This is a genomic window from Pseudomonas sp. R28(2017) (assembly GCF_002112505.1).
Taxonomy (GTDB): Bacteria; Pseudomonadota; Gammaproteobacteria; order Pseudomonadales; family Pseudomonadaceae; genus Aquipseudomonas.
Genome location: NZ_NEHW01000008.1, coordinates 182109 through 204654, shown reverse-complemented (window position 1 = coordinate 204654; position 22546 = coordinate 182109). Strand labels below are relative to the sequence as shown.

The following is a 22546-nucleotide window of genomic DNA, read 5'->3' as shown; positions in this document are numbered from 1 at the left end:
TCCAGTCAGGCCATTTCGGCGGTGGTCACCGGCGTGCGCGGGGCGCTTTTGCAGCGCACCCAGCGCGGGCCATTCGGGCCATACACGCCAGCAGGTTCAGGGAACAGGTTGAGCAGCAGCAGGTACAGCACGCCGGCCAGGCCGAGGGTTACCGGCAGGCTCAGGTCGATGCCGCCGGCCAGGTCGCCCAGCGGGCCTACGAACTGCCCCGGCAGGTTGACGAAGCACAGGCCGACCATCGCGCTGGGGATCCACGCGCCCATGCCGCGCCAGTTCCAGCCATGCAGGAACCAGTAGTGGCCGCCACGCTGGCCGCGGGTGAACACTTGCAGGTCGTCGGCGTGGTAGAAGCCGCGGCGGGTGATCAGGCCGAGGATCATGATCACCATCCACGGGCTGGTGCAGGTGATGATCAGCACGGCGAAGGTCGACACGCTCTGCACCAGGTTGAAGGTGAAGCGGCCGATGAAGATGAAGCCGATCGCCAGCACGCCGATCAGCAAGGTGGCGCCCGCGCGGCTGAGCAGGCGCGGGAACACGCTGGACATGTCCAGGCCGGTGCCATACAGCGCGGTGGTGCCGGTGGACATGCCGCCGATCACGGCAATCAGGCACACCGGCAGGAAGAACCAGCTCGGCGCCACGGCCAACAGGCCACCGACGTAGTTGTTGGCGGCGATGTAGTCGGGCGCCTGGGTGGCCACCAAGGTGGCGGTGCACAGGCCGAACAGGAACGGGATCAGCGTGGCCACCTGGGCCGCGATCACTGCCAGCATGATGCGCGACTTTGGCGTTTGCCGCGGGATGTAGCGCGACCAGTCACCGAGGAAGGCACCGAACGACACCGGGTTGCTCATGGCCAGGATCGCCGCGCCGACGAATGCCGCCCAGAAGCCCGGCTGGCTGAGGTTGACACTACCGGCGAAGCCCGCATCGAACGGGCCGGCGAAGGCGAAGATGCCCAGCAGGAACAGCAGGCTCGACGCCCACACCGCGATCTTGTTGACCCACAGCATGAAGCGGAAGCCGAAGATGCACACCACCAGCACCAGCACCGCGAACAGGCCGTAGGCCAGGCCCAGGGTCAGGTCGGTTTCCGGCAGCCCGGCCAGGCGCTTGGCGCCGCCGACCAGGGCATCGCCCGAGCTCCACACCGACAGCGAGAAGAACGCCACGGCGGTCAGCAGCGACAGGAACGAGCCGACGATGCGCCCGTGCACGCCAAAGTGCGCGCCCGACGACACCGCGTTGTTGGTGCCGTTGAGCGCACCGAACAGGCCCATCGGCGCGAGGATCAGTGCGCCCACGCCGACGCCGAGCAAAATCGCCCAGACCCCGGCCTGGAACGACAGCCCGAACAGCACCGGGAAGCTGCCCAGCACGGCAGTGGCGAAGGTATTGGCACCGCCGAAGATCAGGCGGAACAGGTCCAGCGGGGAGGCGTCGCGTTGATCGTCGGGGATCTGCTCGACGCCATTGGTCTCGATACCGGTCGAATGGCTCATGGTGATGCTCCAGCGCGGTTGTTGTAGGCCCGTCGCGGTGCGCGGGCCCTCTTGTGGGTGCGATGGCAGTGCGGCAAGGCCGCGGAAATTCGGATCAGGCTGCAGTGACGAACGACAGGTGTTCGTGGCACGCCAGCCATTGCTCGCCTTGGCGGCGGAAGACGATGGTCTCGCGCTCGGCCAGCTGGTGCTCTTCACCGGCCATGCGGATGTGCGTGGCCACGTCGTGCATGAAGATCGCCACCTCGCCCTGCAGGCTCACCTGCACGTTGCTCGATTCACAGCCGAGCACGGCAAAGCCTTCGGCCTGCCATTGGGCCCAGAGGTCTTCATAGGCACGGCGCGACAGCAGCGGTTGCGGCAAGGTGTGGAAGAGGAAGGTGGCGTCTTCGCTGAAGCAGGCGAAGTAGCGGGCGGTGTCGTTGCTGGCGAAGGCTTTGATGAGGTCGGCGGCGGCCTGCCGTACCTGGAGGGTCTGGTCCACGGGAGTGGCCTCACGGTTATTGTGATTGTGGTGAAGCGATTCTGGTGGGGACGGGTGAGGGGAAAAATCGCTGGCGGGAAATAATTACTTCAGAAATCTGTGAAGTGATGATCTACCGATCAAGTAACCGATCAAGTAGAGCGTGCTGGAGCCTTCGAGACCGAGCGCCGCCCGTGCGGCGCATCGCGAGCTGCGCTCGCTCCTACGTTTGTTTCGGGCCAGTAATGCCTGTGACAGGCGCGCGCGACCGCCTTGTTTGTACGACGCGATACCGAGTCAGGCGCCATTCACCGATCGAACTGCTGGTGCACCTGCTGCGTGACCAGGGCGACCTGTTGACCCAGATCGTGCGTGAGACCACCACCAGCGTCGACCGCATCGAAGACCAGCTGCTGTCCCAGCGCCTGAGCGACAACCGCGCCGAGCTGAGCAGCATGCGCCGGGTGCTGGTGCGCCTGCTCAACCGCCCGCCCGAGTGGCTGCAGGAGCAGGATCTGCGTCAGCTACGCGCGGCCACCGAAGAATTCACCCTGGTGATCAGCGACCTGACCGCCCTGGGCGAGCGGATCAAGCTTCTGCAGGAAGAAATAGCCGCCAAGCTCAACGAACAGACCAACCGCACACTCTTCACCCTGACCGTGGTCACCGTGTAGGCCTTGCCGATCAACATCATCGCCGGCTTCTTCGGCATGAACGTCGGTGGCGTACCGCTATCGGACGACCAGAACGGTTTCTGGCTGCTGGTGGCGGTGGTGGCGACCTTCACCTTCCTGGCGGGGCGCTGGGCATTCAGCAAGCGGCGCGAGTACTGAAGCCCGGTGATCAGTTGGCCTCGCGTACTGCGCTAAGGAACGCCCGGGTCCGTTCCTGTTGCGGGTTCTCGTAGATCTGCGCCGGGGTCCCCTGTTCGTGGATCTGGCCCTTGTAGAAGAAGCACACCCGATCAGCGAACTCCCGGGCAAAGCCCATCTGGTGTGTCACCATCAGCATGGTCAGGTTGTGCTCGCTGCCCAGCCGACGGATCACGTTCAGCACTTCGCCACACAACTCCGGGTCCAGCGCCGAGGTCACCTCGTCGAACAGCATCACCTTGGGCCGCATGGCCAGCGCCCGGGCAATCGCCACGCGCTGCTGCTGGCCGCCGGACAACTGCGAGGGGTAGTGCTCGAACTTGTTGCCCAGGCCCACCATCTCCAGCAGCTCGGCGGCGCGCTCGCGGGCTTCGGCCGGTTTGACGCCCAGCACCTGCACCGGGGCCTCGATCACGTTCTGCAAGGCGCTCATGTGCGGGAACAGGTTGAAGCTCTGGAACACCATGCCGATCTTCGCCCGCACCTTGCGCACATGGCGCTCGCTGGCGGCAACCAGCGCACCGTTGCGCCCGGGCATGTGGGTGAGCGAATCGCCATCGACCTCGATCATGCCCTGGTCGATGCCCTCCAGGGTCATCAGCACCCGCAGCAAGGTCGACTTGCCCGAGCCGCTGGGGCCGATGATCGCCACCTTCTCGCCGGGGGCGACATTGAGGTTGAGGCCATCGAGCACGGTGAAGTTGCCGTAGCGCTTGGTCACGTCCTTGAAGCTGACGATCGGTTGGGCAATGGCCGGCGTGGGCATGCTGGTGTCCTGCGGCAGGGGGGTGGTGGCAGTGGCGAGGTGGGTCACAGGCGCGATCATCAGCGGAGCTCCAGGCGCACTTCAAGGCGCCGAACGAGGTAGGCCAGAGCGACGCTCAGGGCCAGGAAGAACAGACCGACCAGGGTGATCGGCTCCAGGTAGCGGAAGCTTTCGGAACCAACGTTCTTGGCCTGCTGCATGATTTCCACCACGGTGATGGCCGACAGCACCGGGGTGTCCTTGAGCATGGCGATCAGGTAGTTGCCCAGCGGCGGCAGGATCGGCCGGATCGCCTGGGGCAGGATGACTGCCCGGTAGGCCGTCCACGGCGCGAAGTTCAGCGCGACCACCGCTTCCCACTGGCTACGCGCCACCGAATCGAGGCCGCCGCGGTACACCTCGGCCAGGTAGCAGGCGTAATGCAGGCCGATACCGATGATGCCGGCCTGCATGGCGCTCATGTTGACCCCGTAGTTGGGCAGCACGTAGTAGAGGAAATACACCTGGATCAGCAGCGGTGTGCTGCGGATGAACTCGATCAGCAACGCCACCGGCCACGACAGCCAGGCTTGGCGGCTGCGCCGGGCAATGGCCAGGAACAGGCCCAGTACCACGGCAATCAGAAAGCCCACCAGGGTGATGCCCAGCGTTTTCAAAGACGCCTGCAGCAAGTCGGGCAGGATCTGCGCGACATAGTTCCAGTCCCAGACGTTCATGACAGGCTCCCCCGCAGGCGGCCACGGCTCAGGCGCCGTTCGACCCGGCGCATGAGGAAGTTGATGACCTGCGCCAGGACGAAGTACAGCAGCAGGGTCAGGCTGAAGATTTCCAGGGTCTGGAAGGTCGCCTGGTCCAGTTGGCGGGCGCGGAAGCTCAAGTCCGACAGGGTGATCAGCGACACCAGCGAGGTGTTCTTGAGCAGTTCGATCAGCAGGTTGGTGCCCGGCGCAATGGCTGCCAGCAAGGCCTGCGGCAGGATGATCCGCCGGAAGCGGGTGGCGGCGGGCATGTTCAGCGCGGTGCAGGCCTCGTACTGCCCCTTGGCTACCGAGCTGATCGCCCCGCGCATCACTTCGGCGCCATAGGCACCGATATGCAGCCCCAGGCCGACGATGGCCACGGTGTAGGCGCTGAGTTCGAGGTTGAAGGGCGGCAGCGGCAATACGAAGAACAGCCAGAACAGCTGCACCAGCAACGAGGTGCCGCGGAACAGTTCGATGTAGGCCACGCACAACCAGCTCAACGGCCGCCAGGACGAGCGCCGGCCGAGGGCGGCGAGGATCGCGGCGACGATGGCCAGCAACGAGCCGAAGAAGGTGACCTGGACGGTGATCCAGGCGCCTTGCAGTAACAACGGTATCAATTCACCCATGGTTCGACCTGAATAATCGGATTACACAGGGAATGGCACGGCAAGCGCCATGCCACCTCGATTCACTGCTGGGCACAGAGCTCGGCGGCGGTCTTGTCGGTCACATTGGAGCGGTCGAAGCCGAACGGCGCTACGGTCTTGAGGTGCTCCTCGCTGCCCAGCCACTGCTTCATCTCGGCGTTGACCGCATCGCGCAGGGCCTTGTCTTCAGGGCGGAAGGCCAGGGCGCCGTAGCCGGTATGGGCCGGGTCATCGGTGAAGTCGGCGATCGCCTCGACCTTGTCGCCACCTTTTTTGGCCAGGCCCTTCATGGTCAGCTGGGTGCCCACGGCGGCATCGGCGCGGCCGGCGCGCACGGCCTGCAACTGGGCGGTGGTGTCTGGCACCTGCAGGATCTGCGCATCCTTGATGCCCGAGTCGCGGGCGTAGGCGAGGTTGACCGTGCCGGCCATGATCGCCAGCTTCACGTCCGGGTTCTTGGCGATGTCAGCGTAACTGTGCAGGTTCTTCGGGTTGCCTTGGGCCACCAGCAGGGTGTCGGGCAGGGCGTACTGTGGGTCGGTGAAGATCACCTGCTTGCAGCGTGCCGGGGTGATGTACATGCCGGCGGCAATCACATCGAAGCGCCCGGCGCGCAGGCCCGGGATCAGTGAGCCCCACTCGGTGAGCACACCGTCGACCTGCTTGAAGCCCATCTTCTCGAAAATGATCTTGGCGATTTCCGGCGACTCACCGGTGACCCGGCCATCGGTTTCGGTGTAGGCGAAGGGCGTTTCGTTGGCGTAGCCGATGCGGATACGGCTGTTTTCCTTGATCTCGTCCAGGCTGGCGGCCTGGGCGCTGGCCAGCACGGCAAAGGTGGCGCAGGCCACCAGCAGACGCTGGAACGGGCGTGGAACGTTGAAGGGCTGGCTCATCAATGAATCTCCTGTTTGTTATAAAAACCGTCGCCGACGGCTCTGTGTTAGGAGGCAGTGGAGCAAAACAGCGAAAGCAGGGCCGGTCGTTTGTTCGAGGCTGCCGGGCAGCGGGGTGTCGACCTTGGACGGAGCATACAAAAGCTGAAACGGCGATGGCATTGCACTAGGACAATTGCCCAAGGGGTGTGCAGGGGCGATGCTGTGAGCCTGGCCCCGGCAAGCGAAGCGAACATCATGATGCAGAGTTGGAAGACAGCCCTCGACGCCGCCCGCATCGGCGAATCCAAGTACAAGATCCTGGTGCAGGCCGTCACTGGCGAGATCGAGCGTGGCGTGCTGGTGCATGACCAGCGCCTGCCGCCGCAGCGCCAGGTGGCCGATGCCCTGGGCATCAGTGTGCAGACCGTTACCAATGCCTACAAGGAGCTGGAGCGCCAGGGCCTGGTGCGTTGCGAGATCGGCCGTGGCAGCTTCGTCAGCCGGCGCATGAGCGACCGTGTGTCGGATGACATCATCGACCTGCCCGAACGCACCCTGGTCGACTTCTCCATCACCCGTATCCTGCACACCCAGGTGCACGAGCGCATCTGGCGCGACACCTGCGCGGAGCTTGCCGTGGAGGAGGAGCAGCCGTGGATCCATGCCTACCGGCCGATCGCCGGTTTCGAGAGCCATCGCGAGTCGGCGGTGCGCTGGCTCGATGGCCTGGGCATGCAGGTCGAACGCGACGATGTGCTGGTCACCAACGGTGCTGCCCATGCCATCTTCCTGGCCTTGGCTTCGCTGGCCGGGCCCGACGACGTGGTGCTCTGCGAAGGTTTGACCGACCATGGCGTGATCGGCAACTCACAGGTACTCGGCTTCACCCTCAAGGGCCTGGAGATGGACCGCGAAGGCATCGACCCTGAGCATTTCGAGGACATCTGCAGCAACGAGCGGGTGACCGCGCTGGTGTGCACGCCCAACCTCAACAACCCGACGGTCAGCCTGATGCCCGACAGCCGGCGCCAGGAGATCGCCGATATCGCCCGACGCTTTGGCGTGCACATCATCGAGGATGACGTGTACGGGCCGCTGCTGGGCGGGCGCCATGCGCGGCCACTGAGTTCGTATGCCCCGGAGCTGTCGTTCTACTGCACCAGCATGACCAAGTCGGTGCTCACCGGCCTGCGTGTGGGCTACCTGGCGATGCCCAAGCGCCTGGCCCTGCGCACCGAAAGCATTCTGCGGGTGAACAGCTGGATGGCCACGCCTTTGGTGGCGGAGATCGCCTCGCGCTGGATCAACGATGGGCGTGCCATGCAACTGGTGGAGTTGCAGCGCAAGTTGCTGGCTGAGCGGCAGGCCTTGTTGCGTGAGTACCTCGGCGATTACGTGCGCGGGCAGCATGCCCACGCGTTGGGCGCGTGGTTGAACATTCCCGAGCGCTGGGAAGTGGACAGCCTGGTGCGGGCCTTGCGCCGCAGGCAGATTGCCGTGACGCCACCCGAGCCGTTCCTCGTGCGCGGCACGCCGCGGCCACGGGCCGTGCGCCTGTGCGTGGGCGCCGAGTGTTCCGAGGCCAAGCTGCGCCAGGCGCTGGGCGATATGCGCGAGTTGTTCGGGCAGTATCCACAGATTCATGAGCTTTGAGTCGCCTGTACTGGCCCTTTCGCGGGTCACAGGTACTCTGAAGATCTTGAAACCAGCACGGATCCTGTGGGAGCGGGCGTGCCCGCGAAGAGGCCGGGACTGACGAAAACAAATTTCCAGGCAAATTGCCCTAGTACATTCATCACGACAATTTTCGCCTCATACACTCCGCCCAACATCAGGTCACTTGTTGGGTCCCGGTCATGTCAGCGCCCTCGCTTCACGATCTCTACCTCGCCCGCCAGCGTATCCACGGCCTTGTGCGCAGCACGCCGCTGGAGCTGTCACCCAGCCTGTCACGCCACCTGGGCACAGCTGTCTACCTGAAGCTCGAAGCCCTGCAGACCACCGGCAGCTTCAAGCTGCGCGGCGCCAGCAATGCCATCGCGGCGCTCAGCAACGAGCAACGTGCGCGCGGCGTGGTCACTGCGTCCACCGGCAATCACGGACGGGCAATGGCCCATGCCGCCGCGCAATTGGGCGTGAAGGCAACGGTGTTCCTTTCGCAACTTGTGCCGGCCAACAAGGTCCAGGCCATTCGCGACCTGGGCGCCGAGGTGTGCATCGTCGGTCACTCTCAGGACGATGCCCAGCACGCCGCGCAACAGCATGCCGACGCACACGGCGCAGCGTTGATCCCGCCCTTCGACCACCCCCACGTCATCGCCGGCCAGGGCACCCTGGGCCTGGAGATCATCGAGCAGTTGCCCGAGGTGCAGCAGGTGCTGGTCCCGCTCTCTGGCGGTGGCCTGTTCGCAGGGGTGGCACTGGCCCTGAAAAGCATCAACCCGGCGATCGTCACCCACGGCATCAGCATGCAGCGCGGTGCGGCGATGCACGCCAGCCTCCAGGCCGGCTGCCCGGTCGAAGTCGAGGAATTGCCAACACTGGCTGACTCGCTCGGCGGCGGTATCGGCCTGGGCAACCAGCACACCATGAGCATGACCCAGCGGCTGCTCGATCAGCTTCACCTGCTGCCCGAAGCCTCGATCGCCAACGGCATGCGCCACGCCTACCAGCAAGAACGGCTGGTACTCGAAGGCGCTGGCGTAGTCGGCATCGCGGCGCTGCTCGACGGCCTGGTGCCGGCCCGTGGGCCGGTCGTGGTGGTGGTCAGCGGGCGCAATGTCGACAGCGCACAACACCTGCGCGTGATCAATGGCGGCGACGCCTGAGAACGCTCGTTTTCTTCACGGGAGGAATTCCAATGCCGGCCATCACCTTGCTCAGCGAAGCCGACCTGCGCAGTTGTATCACCCTCGACCGTGATGCGGTCGATGCCATCGAACAGGCCTTCGCCTTGCTCGCCACGGCCAAGGTCGCGATGCCGCCGATCCTGCGCCTGGACATCCCCGAACACAACGGCGAAGTGGATGTGAAAACCGCTTACCTGCCAGGCCTGGAGCGCTTCGCGATCAAGGTCAGCCCGGGCTTTTTCGACAACCCCAGGCTCGGCCTGCCCAGCCTCAACGGCATGATGATGCTGCTGTCGGCACGTACCGGCCTGCTCGATGCCTTGCTCCTCGACAACGGCTACCTCACCGCCGTGCGTACTGCGGCAGCCGGCGCGGTAGCCGCACGCTCGCTGTCACGCCAGGACAGCAGGCGCGTGGCGCTGATCGGCAGTGGCGAACAGGCCCGCCTGCAATTGCAGGCGCTGCGCCTGGTGCGGCCAATCGAGCAGGTCAAGGTCTGGGGCCGCGATGCGCAAAAGGTCGCAGCCCTGTGCGACGAGCTGGGCCGTGACGGGCAGTTGCAGGTGCACGCCTGCGACAGTGTCGATCAGGCCATGCAGGCGGTCGACATCGCCATCACCTGCACGCCCAGCCGTGAACCGCTGATCCAGCCCCACCACCTGCAACCGGGCCTGCACATCACTGCCATGGGCTCGGACGCCGAGCACAAGAACGAAATTGCGCCCAAGGCCCTGGCCCGGCTCGACCGCTATGTCGCCGACCGCCTGAGCCAGACCTGTGTGCTCGGCGAGCTGCACCACGCCTTGCGCGCCGGAGCGCTCAGCGACAAGGCCGAACACGCCGAACTGGGCCAGATCATCGCCGGCCTGCAGCCAGGCCGTACCAGCGCCGAGCAGGTCACCCTGTGCGACCTGACCGGCACCGGCGCCCAGGACACCGCCATCGCCAACCTTGCCTTCGAACGGGCGGTCGCCGCCAACAAAGGCCTGGCGTTTCTCAGCTGACACCTTTCGCAACCCACTCACAAGAAGGGCACCCGTATGTCACAGACAGTGGTCAACCTGCCGTTCAGCCGGCAGGAATACGCCCAGCGCCTGGCCAAGACCCGCGCCGCCATGCAGGCACAGGGCCTGGAGCTGTTGCTGGTAACCGACCCCTCTAACATGGCCTGGCTTACCGGCTATGACGGCTGGTCGTTCTACGTGCACCAGTGCGTGCTGCTGGCGCTCGATGGCGAGCCGATCTGGTTCGGCCGCGGGCAGGACGCCAACGGCGCCAAGCGCACGGTGTTCATGCAGCACGACAACATCGTCGGCTACCCGGACATCTACGTGCAGTCGCGCGAGCGCCACCCGATGGACTACCTGTGCCAGGAAGTGATCCTGGCCAAGGGCTGGGGTGGCCTGAGCATCGGCGTGGAGATGGACAACTACTACTTCAGCGCCGCCGCCTACCAGGCGCTGTGCAAGCACCTGCCACAGGCACGCTTCAGCGATGCCGCCGGGCTGGTCAACTGGCAGCGGGCGATCAAGTCGCCGCAGGAAATCGACTACATGCGCATCGCCGCGCGCATCGTCGAGCAGATGCATGGGCGCATCCTCGAACGCATCGAGCCCGGCATGCGCAAGAACGAACTGGTGGCCGAGATCTACCGCAGCGGCATCCTCGGTGTCGACGGCCATGGCGGCGACTACCCGGCGATCGTGCCGCTGTTGCCGACCGGCGCCGACGCCAGCGCGCCGCACCTGACCTGGGACGATTCGCCGTTCACCCGTGGCGCCGGCACCTTCTTCGAGATCGCCGGCTGCTACAAGCGCTACCACTGCCCGCTGTCACGCACCGTGTACCTGGGCAAGCCGCCGCAGCATTTTCTCGAGGGCGAAAAGGCCGTGGTCGAAGGCATCGCGGCCGGCCTCGATGCCGCGCGGCCCGGCAACACCACCGGTGACATCGCCCGGGCGTTCTTCCGCGTGCTGGAGAAGTTCGGCATCCACAAGGACAGCCGCTGCGGCTACCCGATCGGCATCAGCTACCCGCCAGACTGGGGCGAGCGCACCATGAGCCTGCGCCCGAGCGACACCAGCGTGCTGCAACCGGGCATGACCTTCCACTTCATGCCAGGGCTGTGGATGGACGACTGGGGCCTGGAGATCACCGAAAGCATCCTCATCACCGAGACCGGGGTCGAGACCCTGTGCAACGTGCCGCGCCAGCTGTTCGTGAAGGACTGAACCATGAATGCAATCGCACAGGCCGCCGTGGGCGTGGCCAACCCGATCAGCTGCACCGTGGATTTCGAGCGGGACGGCGTGCAGCACGGCTTCCTCAAGCTGCCGTACTCACGTGACGACTCGGCCTGGGGCGCAGTGATGATCCCGCTGACCGTGGTCAGCAACGGCAGTGGCCCGACCGCCTTGCTCACCGGCGGCAACCACGGTGACGAGTACGAAGGCCCGGTAGCCCTGAGCAAACTGGCCCAGCAGCTGCAGGCCGGGCAGGTGAGCGGGCGGGTGATCATCGTGCCGTTCATGAACACCCCGGCCTTCCAGGCCGGCACCCGCACGTCGCCGATCGACCGCGGCAACCTCAACCGCAGTTTTCCTGGCCGGCCCGATGGCAGCGTGACAGAGAAGATCGCCGACTACTTCCGGCGGACCTTGCTGCCGCTGGCCGATATCGTCCTGGATATCCATTCCGGTGGCCGCACCCTCGACTTCCTGCCGTTCGCCGCTTGCCACGTGCTGCCCGACAAGGCCCAGCAAGCCCGCTGTGAAGCCGGCATGCAGGCGTTCTGCGCGCCCTACAGCATGCGCATGCTCGAACTGGATGCGCAGGCGATGTACGACACCGCCGCCGAAGAGCAGGGCAAGGTGTTCGTCACCACCGAGTTGGGCGGGGGCGGCACCTCCACGGCAAAAAGCGTGGCCCTGGCCGAGCGAGGCGTGCGCAACCTGCTGATCCACGCCGGCATCCTCGCCGGCGAAGTGGAGCAGGGCGAGACCATTCTGCTCGACATGCCCGATGGCGACTGCTTCATCGCCAGCGAGCACGACGGCTTGCTGGAGATGTGCCGCGACCTGGGTGACACGGTCAGCCAGGGTGAAGTGATCGCCCGCATCCATGACATCCGCCGCACCGGCAGCGCCCCGGTCGAATACCGCGCCCGCCGCAGCGGCCTGCTCGCTGCCCGGCATTTCCCCGGCCTGGTGCAGTGCGGCGACACCCTGGCGGTGATCGCCGACGTGTTGGCCTAGGCCCGACGCCACGACAACGAGGTATGGAGAACAGTCATGTCACACCACTACCCCTTCAATAGCCTGTGCCATGTCGACGGCCAGTGGCTGCACAGCCACAGTGGCAACAGCGTCGCCGTGCACAACCCGGCCAGCCGGCAGGTCATCGGCCATGTGCCGCTGCTCGAGCACGAGCAGATCGTCGCTGCAGTGGATGCCGCCGAGCGGGCGTTCCCCGCCTGGCGCCAGCAGAGCCTGGACAGTCGCGCGGCGTTGTTGCGGCGCTGGGCCGAGCTGATGGTCGAACACCAGGAGGCGCTGGCGCGCATCCTCAGCGAAGAGCAGGGCAAACCGCTGGCCGAGGCACGCGGCGAAATCGCCTATGCGGCGAGCTTCATTCCCTGGTTCGCCGAGCAGGCCCGACGCCTCAATGGCCAGACCCTTCCCAGCCATATCCCGGGCGCCCAGCTGAGCACGGTGAAGGAGCCGGTCGGGGTCTGCGCACTGCTTACTCCCTGGAACTTCCCCAGCGCCATGATCACCCGCAAGGCCGCTGCGGCACTCGCCGCCGGCTGCACCGTGGTGGTCAAGCCGGCCCATGAAACGCCGTTCTCGGCGCTGGCGCTGGCGCAGCTGGCAGAGGACGCCGGCTTCCCGCCAGGCGTATTCAACGTGGTGATCGGCGAGCCGCAGATGGCCATGGAAACCCTGGTGCGCGACAGCCGCGTGCGCGCGGTCAGCTTCACCGGCTCGACCCGGGTCGGCAAGCTGGTGCTGCAGGCCGCGGCCCAGGACGTGAAGAAAGTGGCGCTGGAACTGGGCGGCAATGCGCCGTTCATCGTCTGCGCCGATGCCGACCTCGATCTGGCGGTGCGGGTGGCTGTGGCGGCCAAGTTCCAGACCTCCGGCCAGGACTGCTGCGCAGCCAACCGGATCATGGTGCAGCGGCCGTTGTACGAAGCGTTCCTGGCGCGTTTCGCCGAGGCGGTGCGAGCACTGCCGGTCGGCCCGGCCATGGTCGATGGCGAGGAAACCGCGGCACAGATCGGCCCGTTGATGCACCAGGCCGCCTTCGATGCCACCCAGGCCCGGGTCGAGGACGCCCTGCAGCGCGGTGCCCGGCGCCTGGTCGGCGGGGAAGGGCATGCCCTGGGCGGCTGGTTCTTCCAGCCGACGGTACTGGCCGATGTCAGCCCGGCGATGCGCATCTACCAGGAAGAAAACTTCGCGCCGATTGCCGGGGTGATGCCGTTCGACACCTTGGAGCAGGCCATCGCCATGGCCAACGACACCGAGTATGGCCTGGCCGCCTACATCGTCGGCAACCGCCTGGATGTCGTGCACCCGCTGGTGCGCCGGCTCGACCACGCGATGGTGGCGATCAACGGCGTCAAGTTCACCGGCCACCCCATCCCGTTCGGCGGCATGAAGGCCTCGGGCCTGGGCCGCGAAGGCGGCAGCGAGGGCTTCGAGCCCTTTGTCGAAACCAAATACGTTTGCCTGCACCACCACGGTCAGTTCTAAGGAGTGTTTGCCATGAGCCAAGATTTCAGCCAGCTGTTCGAACAGGACCGCGCCCACTTCATGCACCCCTCGACCCATGCCCACGACCACGCCAGCGGCGCGCTCAAGGGGCGGATCATCACCGGTGCCGAGGGCATCCGCCTGCGTGACCACGAAGGCCGTGAACTGATCGATGCGTTCGCCGGCCTGTACTGCGTGAACATCGGCTACGGGCGCACCGAGGTCGCCGACGCGATCCACCGCCAGGCCAAGGAACTGGCGTACTACCACACCTACGTCGGCCATTCGACCGAGGCGATCATCGAGCTGTCCAGCCGCATCATCGACTGGGCGCCGGCCGGGATGAAGAAGGTCTACTACGGCCTGTCGGGCTCCGATGCCAACGAAACCCAGGTCAAGCTGGTGCGTTACTACAACAACATCCTTGGCCGCCCACAGAAGAAGAAGATCATCTCACGCGACCGTGGCTACCACGGCTCGGGCATCATGACCGGCAGCCTCACAGGCCTGGCCAGCTTCCACCAGCACTTCGACCTGCCGGTGCAAGGCGTCCACCACACGGTCTGCCCGCACTGGTACCGCAAGGCGCCAGCGGGCATGGACGAGCAGGCTTTCGTGCAGTACTGCGCCGATGCGCTGGAGCAGCTGATCCTCGCCGAAGGCCCCGACACCGTCGCCGCGTTCATCGGTGAACCACTGATGGGCACCGGTGGCATCATCGTGCCGCCCAAGGGCTACTGGCAGGCGATCCAGGCTGTGCTCGACCGCTATGACGTGCTGCTGATCGCCGACGAAGTGGTGTGCGCGTTCGGCCGCCTGGGTTCGAAGATGGGCAGCCAGCGCTATGGCATCCGCCCGGACCTGATGACCACGGCCAAGGGCCTGACCAGCGCCTACGCGCCGCTGTCGGCGGTGATCGTCGGCGAGAAGGTGTGGAATGTGATCGAAGAGGGCTCGCAGAAGGCTGGCCCGATGGGCCATGGCTGGACGTATTCCGGGCACCCGATCTGCGCAGCGGCGGCCCTGGCCAACCTGGATATCCTCGAACGCGAGAACCTGACCGAGAATGCCGAAGTGGTGGGTGCCTATCTGAACCGGCGCATGCGCGAGACCTTCGAGGGCCACCCGCTGGTAGGCGAAGTGCGCGGTGACGGCATGCTGTGCGCGGTCGAGTTCATGGCCGATCGCGAGGCGCGCACCGCGTTCGACCCGGCGCTCAAGGTCGGCCCGCAGGTGTCGGCAGCGTGCCTCGAGCGCGGGATGATCGCCCGGGCCATGCCCCATGGCGACATTCTCGGCTTTGCGCCGCCGCTGGTGCTGACCCAGGAGGATGCCGAGCGGATCGTCGCCATCACCAAGGCCGCGGTCGACGAGGTCGCCAACAAGGTGCTCGGCTGAACATTGCAGGGGCCGCCCTGCGGCCCCTTGCAGCACCAGCGAACCGACTGACGGTCCCGCCCACCCCTCATCCTTGCCTACGCTGATACTCCCAACCTTTCGTTGCATGGAGATCAGTCATGGCCTTCCAATACAAGCGTCTGGACAAGAACAATGCCGCCGTCCTGCTGGTCGACCACCAGACCGGCCTGCTTTCACTGGTCCGCGACATCGACCCCGACCGTTTCAAGAACAACGTGCTGGCCCTCTCCGACCTGGCCAAGTACTTCAAACTGCCGACCATCCTCACTACCAGCTTCGAAACCGGCCCCAACGGCCCGCTGGTGCCCGAACTCAAGGAGCAGTTCCCCGACGCCCCCTACATCGCCCGCCCCGGCAACATCAACGCCTGGGACAACGAAGACTTCGTCAAGGCGGTGAAAGCCACCGGCAAGAAGCAGCTGCTGATCGCCGGGGTGGTCACCGAGGTTTGCGTGGCCTTCCCGGCATTGTCGGCGCTGGAGGAGGGCTTCGAGGTGTTCGTGGTCACCGATGCCTCCGGCACCTTCAACGAACTGACCCGTGATTCGGCCTGGCGGCGCATGGAGGCAGCCGGTGCCCAGCTGATGACCTGGTTCGGCGTGGCTTGCGAGCTGCACCGTGACTGGCGCAACGATATCGAAGGCCTGGGCACGCTGTTCTCCAACCACATTCCGGACTATCGCAACCTGATGACCAGCTACAACAAGCTGGCGAAATAAGGGCCTCATGGCGCGGCAACTTGCCTAACAAGCGAAACGGCAAATTGCCATGGATCGACCATACTGACTCTTCATTCGCCTTCAGGAGAGTGCCATGGCCAAGCCGTCCAGGAAAAAAGACCCGAGAGAACAGTCGGAAAAGCTGGGCGGCAAGGCCTACGAACGGGAGCTCAAGACGCTGCACGTGGAACTCGTGAAGCTGCAGGAGTGGGTCGTGGCCAAGGGCCTGAAAGTCTGCATCGTGTTCGAGGGCCGCGATGGTGCTGGCAAGGGTGGCACCATCAAGGCCATCACCGAACGGGTCAGCCCGCGGGTGTTCCGCGTGGTGGCACTGCCGGCACCGACCGAGCGGGAAAAGACCCAGATGTACGTGCAACGCTACCTGCGCCACCTGCCTGCCGCCGGCGAGGTGGTGATCTTCGACCGCAGCTGGTACAACCGCGCCGGTGTCGAGCGGGTGATGGGCTTCTGCAGTGAAGAGCAGAGCGCCAAGTTCCTCACCGTGGTGCCGCTGTTCGAGAAGATGATGGTCGAGTCGGGGATCATCCTTATCAAGTACTGGCTCGAAGTCAGCGCCGAGGAGCAGACCCGGCGCCTGCAGGACCGCATCAACGACGGGCGCAAGCTGTGGAAGCTGTCGCCCATGGACCTCAAGTCCTACACCCGCTGGGACGACTACACCCGCGCCCGTGACGACATGTTCGCCGCCTCGGATTCGTCCTGGGCGCCGTGGTTCATGGCGCATTCCGACGACAAGCGCCGCGCCCGGCTGAATATCGTCAGCCACATGCTGTCGCGCATCCCTTACAAGGACATCACCCGCGATGAAGTGGTGAAGCTGCCCAAGCGCGGCAAGATCGGCAAATACAAGGCTGTGGCCTATCCCTTCAAAGTGGTCGAAGAACGTTTCTGATCCCTTACGCCAGTGCGTAACAAGGGGGCGAACTCATGCCACATGACGGCAGCCTGCTGCAGGCGACGGTAGTGTTTCTGCTGGCCGTGGTGCTTCTGGTGCCACTGGCGCAGCGTTTGAAAATGGGCGCGGTGCCCGGCTATCTGCTGGCCGGGATCCTGATCGGGCCCTCGGTGCTGGGCCTTCTGGGCAACCCCGACAACGTCGCCCGCCTGTCGGAGATGGGCGTGGTCATGCTGTTGTTCGTCATTGGCCTGGAGCTGTCGCCACGGCGGCTGTGGACCATGCGCAAGGCGTTGTTCGGCATCGGCTCGTTGCAGGTGGGGCTGACGGCGGTGGTGCTGGGCCTGATGGCCTGCTTCCTGTTTGACCAATCGAAAGCGGCGGCCATCGTGCTCGGCCTGGGGCTGGCGCTGTCATCGACGGCCTTTGGCCTGCAGGTGCTGGCCGAGCGCAAGGACCTGGGCAAGCCGCACGGTCGCCTGGCCGTCGCCATCCTGTTGTTCCAGGACATTGCCGCCATCCCCCTGATTGCCGTGGTGCCCTTGCTCGGTGGCGATGTGAGCACCGCCGACGAAGGCAACTGGCCGCTGCTGGCCGTGGCGGCGGGCATTGGTGTGCTGATCATCTTCGGCCGTTACCTGTTGACCCCGGTATTCAAATGGACAGTCGGCTCGGGCTTGCCCGAACTGTCCACCGCTACTGCCTTGCTGGTGGTGCTGGGCACTGCCTGGTTGATGGAGCACGTGGGCGTATCCATGGCCCTGGGCGCTTTCCTGGCCGGTGTGATCATGGCCGAGTCGCCCTTCCGGCATGAACTGGAAACCCAGATCGAACCGCTCAAGGGCCTATTGCTCGGGCTGTTCTTCGTCGGCGTCGGCATGAGCGCCGACTTGCAGCTGCTGTTCAGCATGCCCCTGATCGTGTTGGGGCTGACGTTGCTGCTGGTGGTGGTCAAGCTGCCCTTGCTGCTGGCGCTGGGGCGTACAGCAGGTGGGCTCAGCCGCGCCGAGGCGTTGTGCCTGGCGATCGTGCTGGCGTCCGGCGGCGAGTTTGCCTTCGTGGTGTTCAAGCTGGCGCTGGAGCACCAGGTGCTGACGCAACAGGTGCATGACTTGCTGGTGCTTGCCATCACGCTGTCGATGGCAGTGGTGCCTGTGGTGATGATGGCCCTGTCGCGGCAGTTACGTGACAAGGACTGCCCGGTAGCCGAGCCGGGCCACTGAACCGCGCCTCGAAGGCGCGCCCAATGTTCGGAGGTGAAACATGCAGCCGAGTTTCAAGCTGGACAGTGCCCTGTCGCGGGGCCTGCTCGACGTGCTGATCAAGGCGGGGCTGGTGGCCGCCTTGGTGGTTTTCTCCTTCCAGGTCTTCCAGCCGTTCCTGGAGCTGATGCTGTGGTCGGTGATCCTCGCGGTGACGCTGTATCCACTGTACTTGCGTATCAGGCGCGGCAGCGGCATCAAGGATGGCTATGCGGCATCCTTGGTGGTGCTGTTGGTGCTGGTCATATTGCTGGTACCGATCTACCTGGTGGTGATGTCCATCGGTGAATCGGTAGACAGCATGGTGACACTGCTCAAGAGCGGCGCCTGGAGCGTGCCGGCGCCGCCTGAGTCGGTGGCGACCTGGCCGCTGATCGGCCCGAAGGTTTATGCGCTGTGGCTGTCGGCCTCGGAAAACATGGCACATGTGCTGAACCAGTGGATGCCTCAGCTCAAGGGTGCCGGGCGCACCGTGCTGGGCGCTGCAGCCAGTGCCGGTGGGGCGTTCCTGCTGTTCGTCGGGGCGATTATCGTCTCGGGCATCATCATGGCGTTTGGTGAGCGTGGCGAAATCGCCGCGCAGCGCATTGCCATGCGCGTGTCCGGCGAAGAGCGTGGCAAACCGCTTGCCAGGCTGTGCACCGCGACCATCCGCGCCGTTGCCCAGGGGGTGATCGGCATCGCCTTCATCCAGATGCTGCTGATCGGTGTCGGTTTCGTGATCAAGGGCGTGCCAGGCGCGGGCATGCTGGCCATCGTCATCCTCATGCTGGGGATTGCCCAGGCCCCGGCGACCCTGATCACGGTGCCGGTGATCATCTACGTGTTCAATGCCGAGGGCTTCACCGTGGCGACCATCATCTTCGCCATCTACACCTTCGTCGCCGGGCTGGCCGACAACGTGCTCAAGCCTCTGCTGCTGGGGCGCGGGGTGGATGTGCCGATGCCGGTGGTGCTGATCGGGGCGTTGGGTGGCATGGTGGTCAAGGGCATCATCGGGCTGTTCATCGGCCCGGTGATCCTCGGCGTGACCTACGTGCTGTTCTGGCAATGGGTCGCGTTGCAGGTGCCGGAGCAACCGGCGCCACCTGCGGCCTGAGCCAAGGCCTGCCATGGCCAATCGTTGCTATGGAATAGGGTTGCTGATGGTCCTGGCCGGCTGTACCCAGGTCGGCCCGGACTTCGAAAAGCCCCAGGACCCATGGCTGGACAGCTGGAGCACGCCCCTGCTGGAGCAGGCCGGGCGTAGCGCAGCCACGCCAGACCTGCGCCAGTGGTGGGCAGTGTTCGCCGACCCGACGCTGGATGCGCTGATTACCGAAGCCGACGCCAACAACACCAACCTGCGCGTGGCCGGCCTGCGCATCGCCGAGGCCAGGGCACAGCTGGCCATCGTGCAGACCGGGCGTTATCCACAGCTGCAGCAGCTGCGTGCGCAGAGCCTGTACCTCAAGCAGGACCAGTCCGGCACATCCACGGCCCGTGACTCGGTGTTCTGGCAGTCCAGCGCAGGCTTCGACATCGGCTGGGAAATCGACTTCTGGGGCCGTTTCAGTCGTGCCATCGAGAGCGCCGATGCGCTCTACTTCGCCTCCCAGGCCAACTACGCCGATGCCATGCTGCTGCTGCGTGCGCAGGTGGCCGATACCTACTTCGCCCTGCGCACCGCCGAGGCACGGCTGGATATCGCACAGGACAACGCCAAGCGCCAGGCGCGTAGCCTGGAGATCACCGAGCGGCTGTTCCGTCATGGCGAAAACGACGAACTGGACTGGCAGCAGGCGCGTACCCAGTACCTGGCGACCCTGGCCACCATCCCCGAGTTCGAAAACCAGCTCAATGCCTTGCGCAACGTGCTCTGTGCGCTGCTGGGCAGGCCGCCGGGGCCGCTGCCCGAACTGGAGGTGCGCCACGGGCAATTGCCGTTGCCTGACCGTGCGGTGTTGCAGGACGTGCCTGCCAGCCTGCTGCAACGGCGCCCGGACATCCGCGCCGCCGAACAGGCGGTGGCGGCGCAGTCGGCGCTGGTGGGCGTGGCCGAGGCCGACCTTTATCCACAGCTGAGCCTGCTGGGCAGCATCGGCTGGACCTTCCTGTCGGCCAACCACCTGCCCAACACCTTCGACCTGGCGGCGGGGCCGAGCCTGATCTGGAACCCGTTCGACTACGGCCGGCGCAAGAACGCCGTGCGGGTCGAGGACGCCCGCCTGCAGCAATTGATCGAGTTGTATCACCAGAGCGTGCGCGAAGCCGCACACGAAGCCGACGACGCCGCCAGCGGCCTGGTGCGCTCGCTGCAGAGCGCCAGCATCCGCCAGGATGCTTCGCAGGCCGCCCAGCGTTCGCTGACCCTGGCCAGTTCCCAGTATCAGGAAGGCTTTGCCGACTTCCAGCGTGTGCTCGATGCCCAGCAGCTGCTGTTGCAGCAGCAGGATGGCTACCTGGTCAGCCGTGGCAACGCGGTGAGCAGCCTGGTGAGCCTGTACAAGGCGCTGGGCGGCGGCTGGGACAACCGCCGCAAACCGATCGACCCAGTCACCCGCCAGCACATGGAAAACCGTACCGATTGGGGCGACCTGCTCGACGAGCCGGCCCCCGTCGCCCCCGAACAAGGTGAGCCGAAATGAGTGACGCCGCAGACACGCCGCCAGCCCCCGATCGTGGCATGCGCTGGGTGCTGATACTGATCGTCGTCAGCCTGGTCTGGTACCTGCTGGCCGACCGTTTCACCCCCTACACCCAACAAGCCCGGCTGCAGGCCTACGTGGTCCCGGTGGCCGCCGAAGTGGCCGGGCAGATCAGGCGTGTGGCCGTGGGCAACAACCAGGAAGTGCGCCAGGGCGATGTGCTGTTCGAGCTCGACCAGGAGCAGTACCGCATTGCCCTGGCCCGCGCCGAAGCCGACCTGGACACCGTGCGCCGGCAGATCGGCGCCGGTACCGCCGGCATCGACTCGGCCCAGGCCGCGCTGGTGGCGGCCCAGGCCAACGAACGCAAGGCGCGCCAGGATGCCGAACGGCTCAAGCGGCTGATCGACGAAGACCCGGGCACGGTGTCGGTGCGCCGCCTGGAAGGGGCGCAGGCCACCCGTGATCAGGCCATCAGCCAGGTGGCAGCCGCCCGCGCCGAGGTGCAACGGGCCCGAGAGCAGCAGGGCGGGGCTGAAGCCGACAATGCGCAACTGCGCAGTGCCGCAGCCAATGTGGAAAAGGCTCGCCTGGACCTGGCCCGCACGGTGGTGCGCGCCGATGCCAATGGCCTGATCACCGACCTGCGCACCGACGTGGGCCACTACGTCGGTGCCGGCAGCCCGATGATGACCCTGATCACCATCCACGACGTGTGGATAAGTGCCGACATGACCGAGAACAACCTCGGCCGCCTGCGCCCCGGCGCGCCCGTGCTGGTGGTGCTCGACGCCCTGCCTGGCACGGTACTGAAAGGGCAGGTTCGCAGCATCGGCTATGGCGTGAGCGTGGGCCAGCCGGCGCCGCCGGGCAGCTTGCCGACGGTGCAGAACAGCCGCGACTGGCTGCGCTCGGCGCAGCGCTTCCCGGTGATCGTCGAGCTCGACCGTGACCAGCTGGCCGACAAGTCCGGCCTGCGTGTGGGCGGCCAGGCCGAAGTCATGGCCTTGCCCAGCGAAGGCAACCCGCTGAACCTGCTGGGCCGTGTGTTCATGTGGCTGATGAGCTGGCTGTCGTATGCCTATTGAGCTGCGTCGCCTGCGCGCACTACGCCTGGCCTGGGGCGTGGCGCTGTGCCTGGCGAGCAGTTTCGGCCTGGGCCTGCCGGTGCCGATCCTGGCACCGGTGTTCGCGGTGCTGCTGCTGGCCATGCGCAGTGAGCCGCTGCCGGTCAAGGCGGCGCCGGCACTGGCGATCCTGGTATTGCTCAGTTGTGGCAGCGGGCTGCTGCTGATTCCGCTGTTGCGCCATGCCCCGGTCAGTGGGGTGCTGCTGGTCGGCGTGGGGGTGTTCCTGGTCTTGCGCTATGCGCTGAAGGGCGGCAATGGCCTGCTGGCCAACCTGCTGGTGATCGGCCTGACCATGATCGCGGCGGCCGGCACCAGCGATTTCACCTTGGCGCTGTCGGTGGTCGAGGCCTTGGCCAAGGGCATGCTGCTGGCGGTGCTGGGCACGGCGCTGGCCCATGTGCTGTTTCCCGAACCTGCTGGCGCGCCGGCGCAGCCCTCGCCACCGTTGCTCGACAGCGCCGATGTCAGCTGGGTGGCCCTGCGCGCCACGCTCATCGTCATGCCGGCGTTCCTGCTGGCGCTGATCGCCCCGGACCAGTTCATGCCGCTGATCATGAAAGCGGTGAGCCTGGGGCAGCAGGCGGGGGAGACGCGGGCGCGGCATGCCAGTCGCGAGCTGATCGGCTCGACCTTGCTGGCCGGGGTGCTGGCGATGCTGGTGTGGGGCGCGTTGAGCCTGTTCGTGCACCTGTGGATGTTCTTCCTGTGGGTGCTGCTGTTCGTGCTCTGGCAGGCGCGCAGGCTCTACCGCGCTGTGGATACGAAGCAGAGTCCGGCGTACTGGGTGAGTTGCCTGACCACTATGCTGATACTGCTTGGGCAGTCGGTGCAGGACAGTGCCGGCGGGCAGGATGTGTACAAGGCCTTTGCCGTGCGCATGGCGCTGTTTTTGGCGGTGTCGCTGTATGCCAGCGCCATGCTGATCTGGATCGACCGGCGCCGGGTTCGGGCTGCGTAGCTCTCCTGTGCTGGCCTCTTCGCGGGCACGCC

20 protein-coding genes and 1 pseudogene are annotated in these 22546 nt (G+C 65.7%); 15 read left to right on the top strand and 6 right to left on the bottom strand.

The genetic code is table 11. The features are described from left to right. Positions 1-5: 5 nt before the first annotated feature. On the bottom strand, positions 6-1505 hold the full coding sequence (locus CAF78_RS16020) for a cytosine permease (protein WP_085673948.1): 1500 nt from the start codon (positions 1503-1505) through the stop codon (positions 6-8). Between the two features lie 94 nt (positions 1506-1599). Further along, on the bottom strand, positions 1600-1989 hold the full coding sequence (locus CAF78_RS16015) for a nuclear transport factor 2 family protein (protein WP_085673947.1): 390 nt from the start codon (positions 1987-1989) through the stop codon (positions 1600-1602). Between the two features lie 191 nt (positions 1990-2180). On the opposite strand from CAF78_RS16015, the pseudogene CAF78_RS16010 reads away from it, so the two are divergent. After that, positions 2181-2801 (top strand): annotated as a pseudogene (locus CAF78_RS16010) (CorA family divalent cation transporter); the annotation flags it as partial. A gap of 10 nt (positions 2802-2811) precedes the next feature. Here the strand turns inward: CAF78_RS16010 and ehuA are convergent. From ehuA to ehuB, 4 genes are all read right to left on the bottom strand, one after another. Next, positions 2812-3606: an ectoine/hydroxyectoine ABC transporter ATP-binding protein EhuA gene (gene ehuA, locus CAF78_RS16005; RefSeq protein WP_177408549.1), complete on the bottom strand. Its 795-nt coding sequence runs from the start codon at positions 3604-3606 to the stop codon at positions 2812-2814. 59 nt (positions 3607-3665) lie between these two features. Further along, positions 3666-4322 (bottom strand): ectoine/hydroxyectoine ABC transporter permease subunit EhuD, encoded by a 657-nt coding sequence (ehuD, locus tag CAF78_RS16000; protein ID WP_085673946.1) that lies wholly within the window; start codon positions 4320-4322, stop codon positions 3666-3668. Continuing rightward, positions 4319-4978, bottom strand: a complete 660-nt coding sequence (ehuC, locus tag CAF78_RS15995; RefSeq protein WP_085673945.1) for an ectoine/hydroxyectoine ABC transporter permease subunit EhuC — start codon at positions 4976-4978, stop codon at positions 4319-4321. The genes ehuD and ehuC overlap by 4 nt, the downstream gene beginning before the upstream one ends. Before the next feature lie 62 nt (positions 4979-5040). After that, positions 5041-5895, bottom strand: a complete 855-nt coding sequence (gene ehuB / locus CAF78_RS15990) for an ectoine/hydroxyectoine ABC transporter substrate-binding protein EhuB (protein WP_085673944.1) — start codon at positions 5893-5895, stop codon at positions 5041-5043. Positions 5896-6135: 240 nt separating this feature from the next. Here ehuB and CAF78_RS15985 point away from each other — a divergent pair, with 240 nt between their 5' ends. The 14 genes from CAF78_RS15985 (at position 6136) to CAF78_RS15920 (ending at position 22514) form a co-directional block, all read left to right on the top strand. Further along, entirely contained in the window at positions 6136-7530 is a 1395-nt protein-coding gene (locus CAF78_RS15985) for a PLP-dependent aminotransferase family protein (protein WP_085674123.1), read from the top strand. Between the two features lie 203 nt (positions 7531-7733). Continuing rightward, entirely contained in the window at positions 7734-8705 is a 972-nt protein-coding gene (gene eutB, locus CAF78_RS15980; protein WP_085673943.1) for a hydroxyectoine utilization dehydratase EutB, read from the top strand. Positions 8706-8737: 32 nt separating this feature from the next. After that, a complete protein-coding gene (gene eutC, locus CAF78_RS15975; protein ID WP_085673942.1) occupies positions 8738-9730 on the top strand; it encodes an ectoine utilization protein EutC in 993 nt (330 codons plus the stop codon). A 36-nt stretch (positions 9731-9766) separates the two neighbouring features. Continuing rightward, the gene (gene doeA, locus CAF78_RS15970) at positions 9767-10957 is read left to right on the top strand and encodes an ectoine hydrolase DoeA (RefSeq protein WP_085673939.1); all 1191 of its coding nucleotides are present in this window, start codon (positions 9767-9769) and stop codon (positions 10955-10957) included. Positions 10958-10960: 3 nt separating this feature from the next. Further along, positions 10961-11980, top strand: coding sequence for a N(2)-acetyl-L-2,4-diaminobutanoate deacetylase DoeB (gene doeB / locus CAF78_RS15965; protein WP_085673937.1), 1020 nt, complete (start codon positions 10961-10963; stop codon positions 11978-11980). 36 nt (positions 11981-12016) lie between these two features. After that, complete coding sequence (locus tag CAF78_RS15960) at positions 12017-13483, top strand: NAD-dependent succinate-semialdehyde dehydrogenase (protein ID WP_085673935.1); 1467 nt, start codon at positions 12017-12019, stop codon at positions 13481-13483. A 12-nt stretch (positions 13484-13495) separates the two neighbouring features. Further along, a complete protein-coding gene (locus tag CAF78_RS15955; protein WP_085673933.1) occupies positions 13496-14881 on the top strand; it encodes an aspartate aminotransferase family protein in 1386 nt (461 codons plus the stop codon). Positions 14882-15000: 119 nt separating this feature from the next. Next, entirely contained in the window at positions 15001-15621 is a 621-nt protein-coding gene (gene ycaC, locus CAF78_RS15950; RefSeq protein ID WP_010951959.1) for an isochorismate family cysteine hydrolase YcaC, read from the top strand. Between the two features lie 94 nt (positions 15622-15715). After that, on the top strand, positions 15716-16534 hold the full coding sequence (ppk2, locus tag CAF78_RS15945) for a polyphosphate kinase 2 (RefSeq protein ID WP_085673931.1): 819 nt from the start codon (positions 15716-15718) through the stop codon (positions 16532-16534). 35 nt (positions 16535-16569) lie between these two features. Further along, complete coding sequence (locus tag CAF78_RS15940) at positions 16570-17760, top strand: monovalent cation:proton antiporter-2 (CPA2) family protein (protein WP_085673929.1); 1191 nt, start codon at positions 16570-16572, stop codon at positions 17758-17760. A gap of 40 nt (positions 17761-17800) precedes the next feature. After that, positions 17801-18898, top strand: a complete 1098-nt coding sequence (locus CAF78_RS15935; protein WP_085673927.1) for an AI-2E family transporter — start codon at positions 17801-17803, stop codon at positions 18896-18898. A 13-nt stretch (positions 18899-18911) separates the two neighbouring features. After that, a complete protein-coding gene (locus CAF78_RS15930) occupies positions 18912-20426 on the top strand; it encodes an efflux transporter outer membrane subunit (RefSeq protein WP_085673925.1) in 1515 nt (504 codons plus the stop codon). Next, positions 20423-21514 carry an HlyD family secretion protein gene (locus CAF78_RS15925; RefSeq protein ID WP_085673924.1) on the top strand — a complete coding sequence of 364 codons (1092 nt, stop codon included), beginning with the start codon at positions 20423-20425 and terminating at the stop codon, positions 21512-21514. Before CAF78_RS15930 ends, CAF78_RS15925 begins: the two co-directional genes overlap by 4 nt. After that, positions 21504-22514: a DUF2955 domain-containing protein gene (locus CAF78_RS15920; protein WP_085673922.1), complete on the top strand. Its 1011-nt coding sequence runs from the start codon at positions 21504-21506 to the stop codon at positions 22512-22514. The genes CAF78_RS15925 and CAF78_RS15920 overlap by 11 nt, the downstream gene beginning before the upstream one ends. The last annotated feature ends 32 nt before the right edge of the window (positions 22515-22546 follow it).

Coding starts and splice junctions, on each gene's coding strand:
- CAF78_RS15985 (WP_085674123.1), top strand. CDS start 6,136: ATGCAGAGTTGGAAGACAGCCCTCGACGCCGCCCGCATCGGCGAATCC.
- eutC (WP_085673942.1), top strand. CDS start 8,738: ATGCCGGCCATCACCTTGCTCAGCGAAGCCGACCTGCGCAGTTGTATC.
- ehuC (WP_085673945.1), bottom strand. CDS start 4,978: ATGGGTGAATTGATACCGTTGTTACTGCAAGGCGCCTGGATCACCGTC.
- CAF78_RS15920 (WP_085673922.1), top strand. CDS start 21,504: ATGCCTATTGAGCTGCGTCGCCTGCGCGCACTACGCCTGGCCTGGGGC.
- ehuD (WP_085673946.1), bottom strand. CDS start 4,322: ATGAACGTCTGGGACTGGAACTATGTCGCGCAGATCCTGCCCGACTTG.
- CAF78_RS16020 (WP_085673948.1), bottom strand. CDS start 1,505: ATGAGCCATTCGACCGGTATCGAGACCAATGGCGTCGAGCAGATCCCC.
- CAF78_RS15940 (WP_085673929.1), top strand. CDS start 16,570: ATGCCACATGACGGCAGCCTGCTGCAGGCGACGGTAGTGTTTCTGCTG.
- doeB (WP_085673937.1), top strand. CDS start 10,961: ATGAATGCAATCGCACAGGCCGCCGTGGGCGTGGCCAACCCGATCAGC.
- ycaC (WP_010951959.1), top strand. CDS start 15,001: ATGGCCTTCCAATACAAGCGTCTGGACAAGAACAATGCCGCCGTCCTG.
- doeA (WP_085673939.1), top strand. CDS start 9,767: ATGTCACAGACAGTGGTCAACCTGCCGTTCAGCCGGCAGGAATACGCC.
- eutB (WP_085673943.1), top strand. CDS start 7,734: ATGTCAGCGCCCTCGCTTCACGATCTCTACCTCGCCCGCCAGCGTATC.
- CAF78_RS15930 (WP_085673925.1), top strand. CDS start 18,912: ATGGCCAATCGTTGCTATGGAATAGGGTTGCTGATGGTCCTGGCCGGC.
- CAF78_RS15960 (WP_085673935.1), top strand. CDS start 12,017: ATGTCACACCACTACCCCTTCAATAGCCTGTGCCATGTCGACGGCCAG.
- CAF78_RS15925 (WP_085673924.1), top strand. CDS start 20,423: ATGAGTGACGCCGCAGACACGCCGCCAGCCCCCGATCGTGGCATGCGC.
- ppk2 (WP_085673931.1), top strand. CDS start 15,716: ATGGCCAAGCCGTCCAGGAAAAAAGACCCGAGAGAACAGTCGGAAAAG.
- ehuB (WP_085673944.1), bottom strand. CDS start 5,895: ATGAGCCAGCCCTTCAACGTTCCACGCCCGTTCCAGCGTCTGCTGGTG.
- ehuA (WP_177408549.1), bottom strand. CDS start 3,606: ATGCCCACGCCGGCCATTGCCCAACCGATCGTCAGCTTCAAGGACGTG.
- CAF78_RS15935 (WP_085673927.1), top strand. CDS start 17,801: ATGCAGCCGAGTTTCAAGCTGGACAGTGCCCTGTCGCGGGGCCTGCTC.
- CAF78_RS15955 (WP_085673933.1), top strand. CDS start 13,496: ATGAGCCAAGATTTCAGCCAGCTGTTCGAACAGGACCGCGCCCACTTC.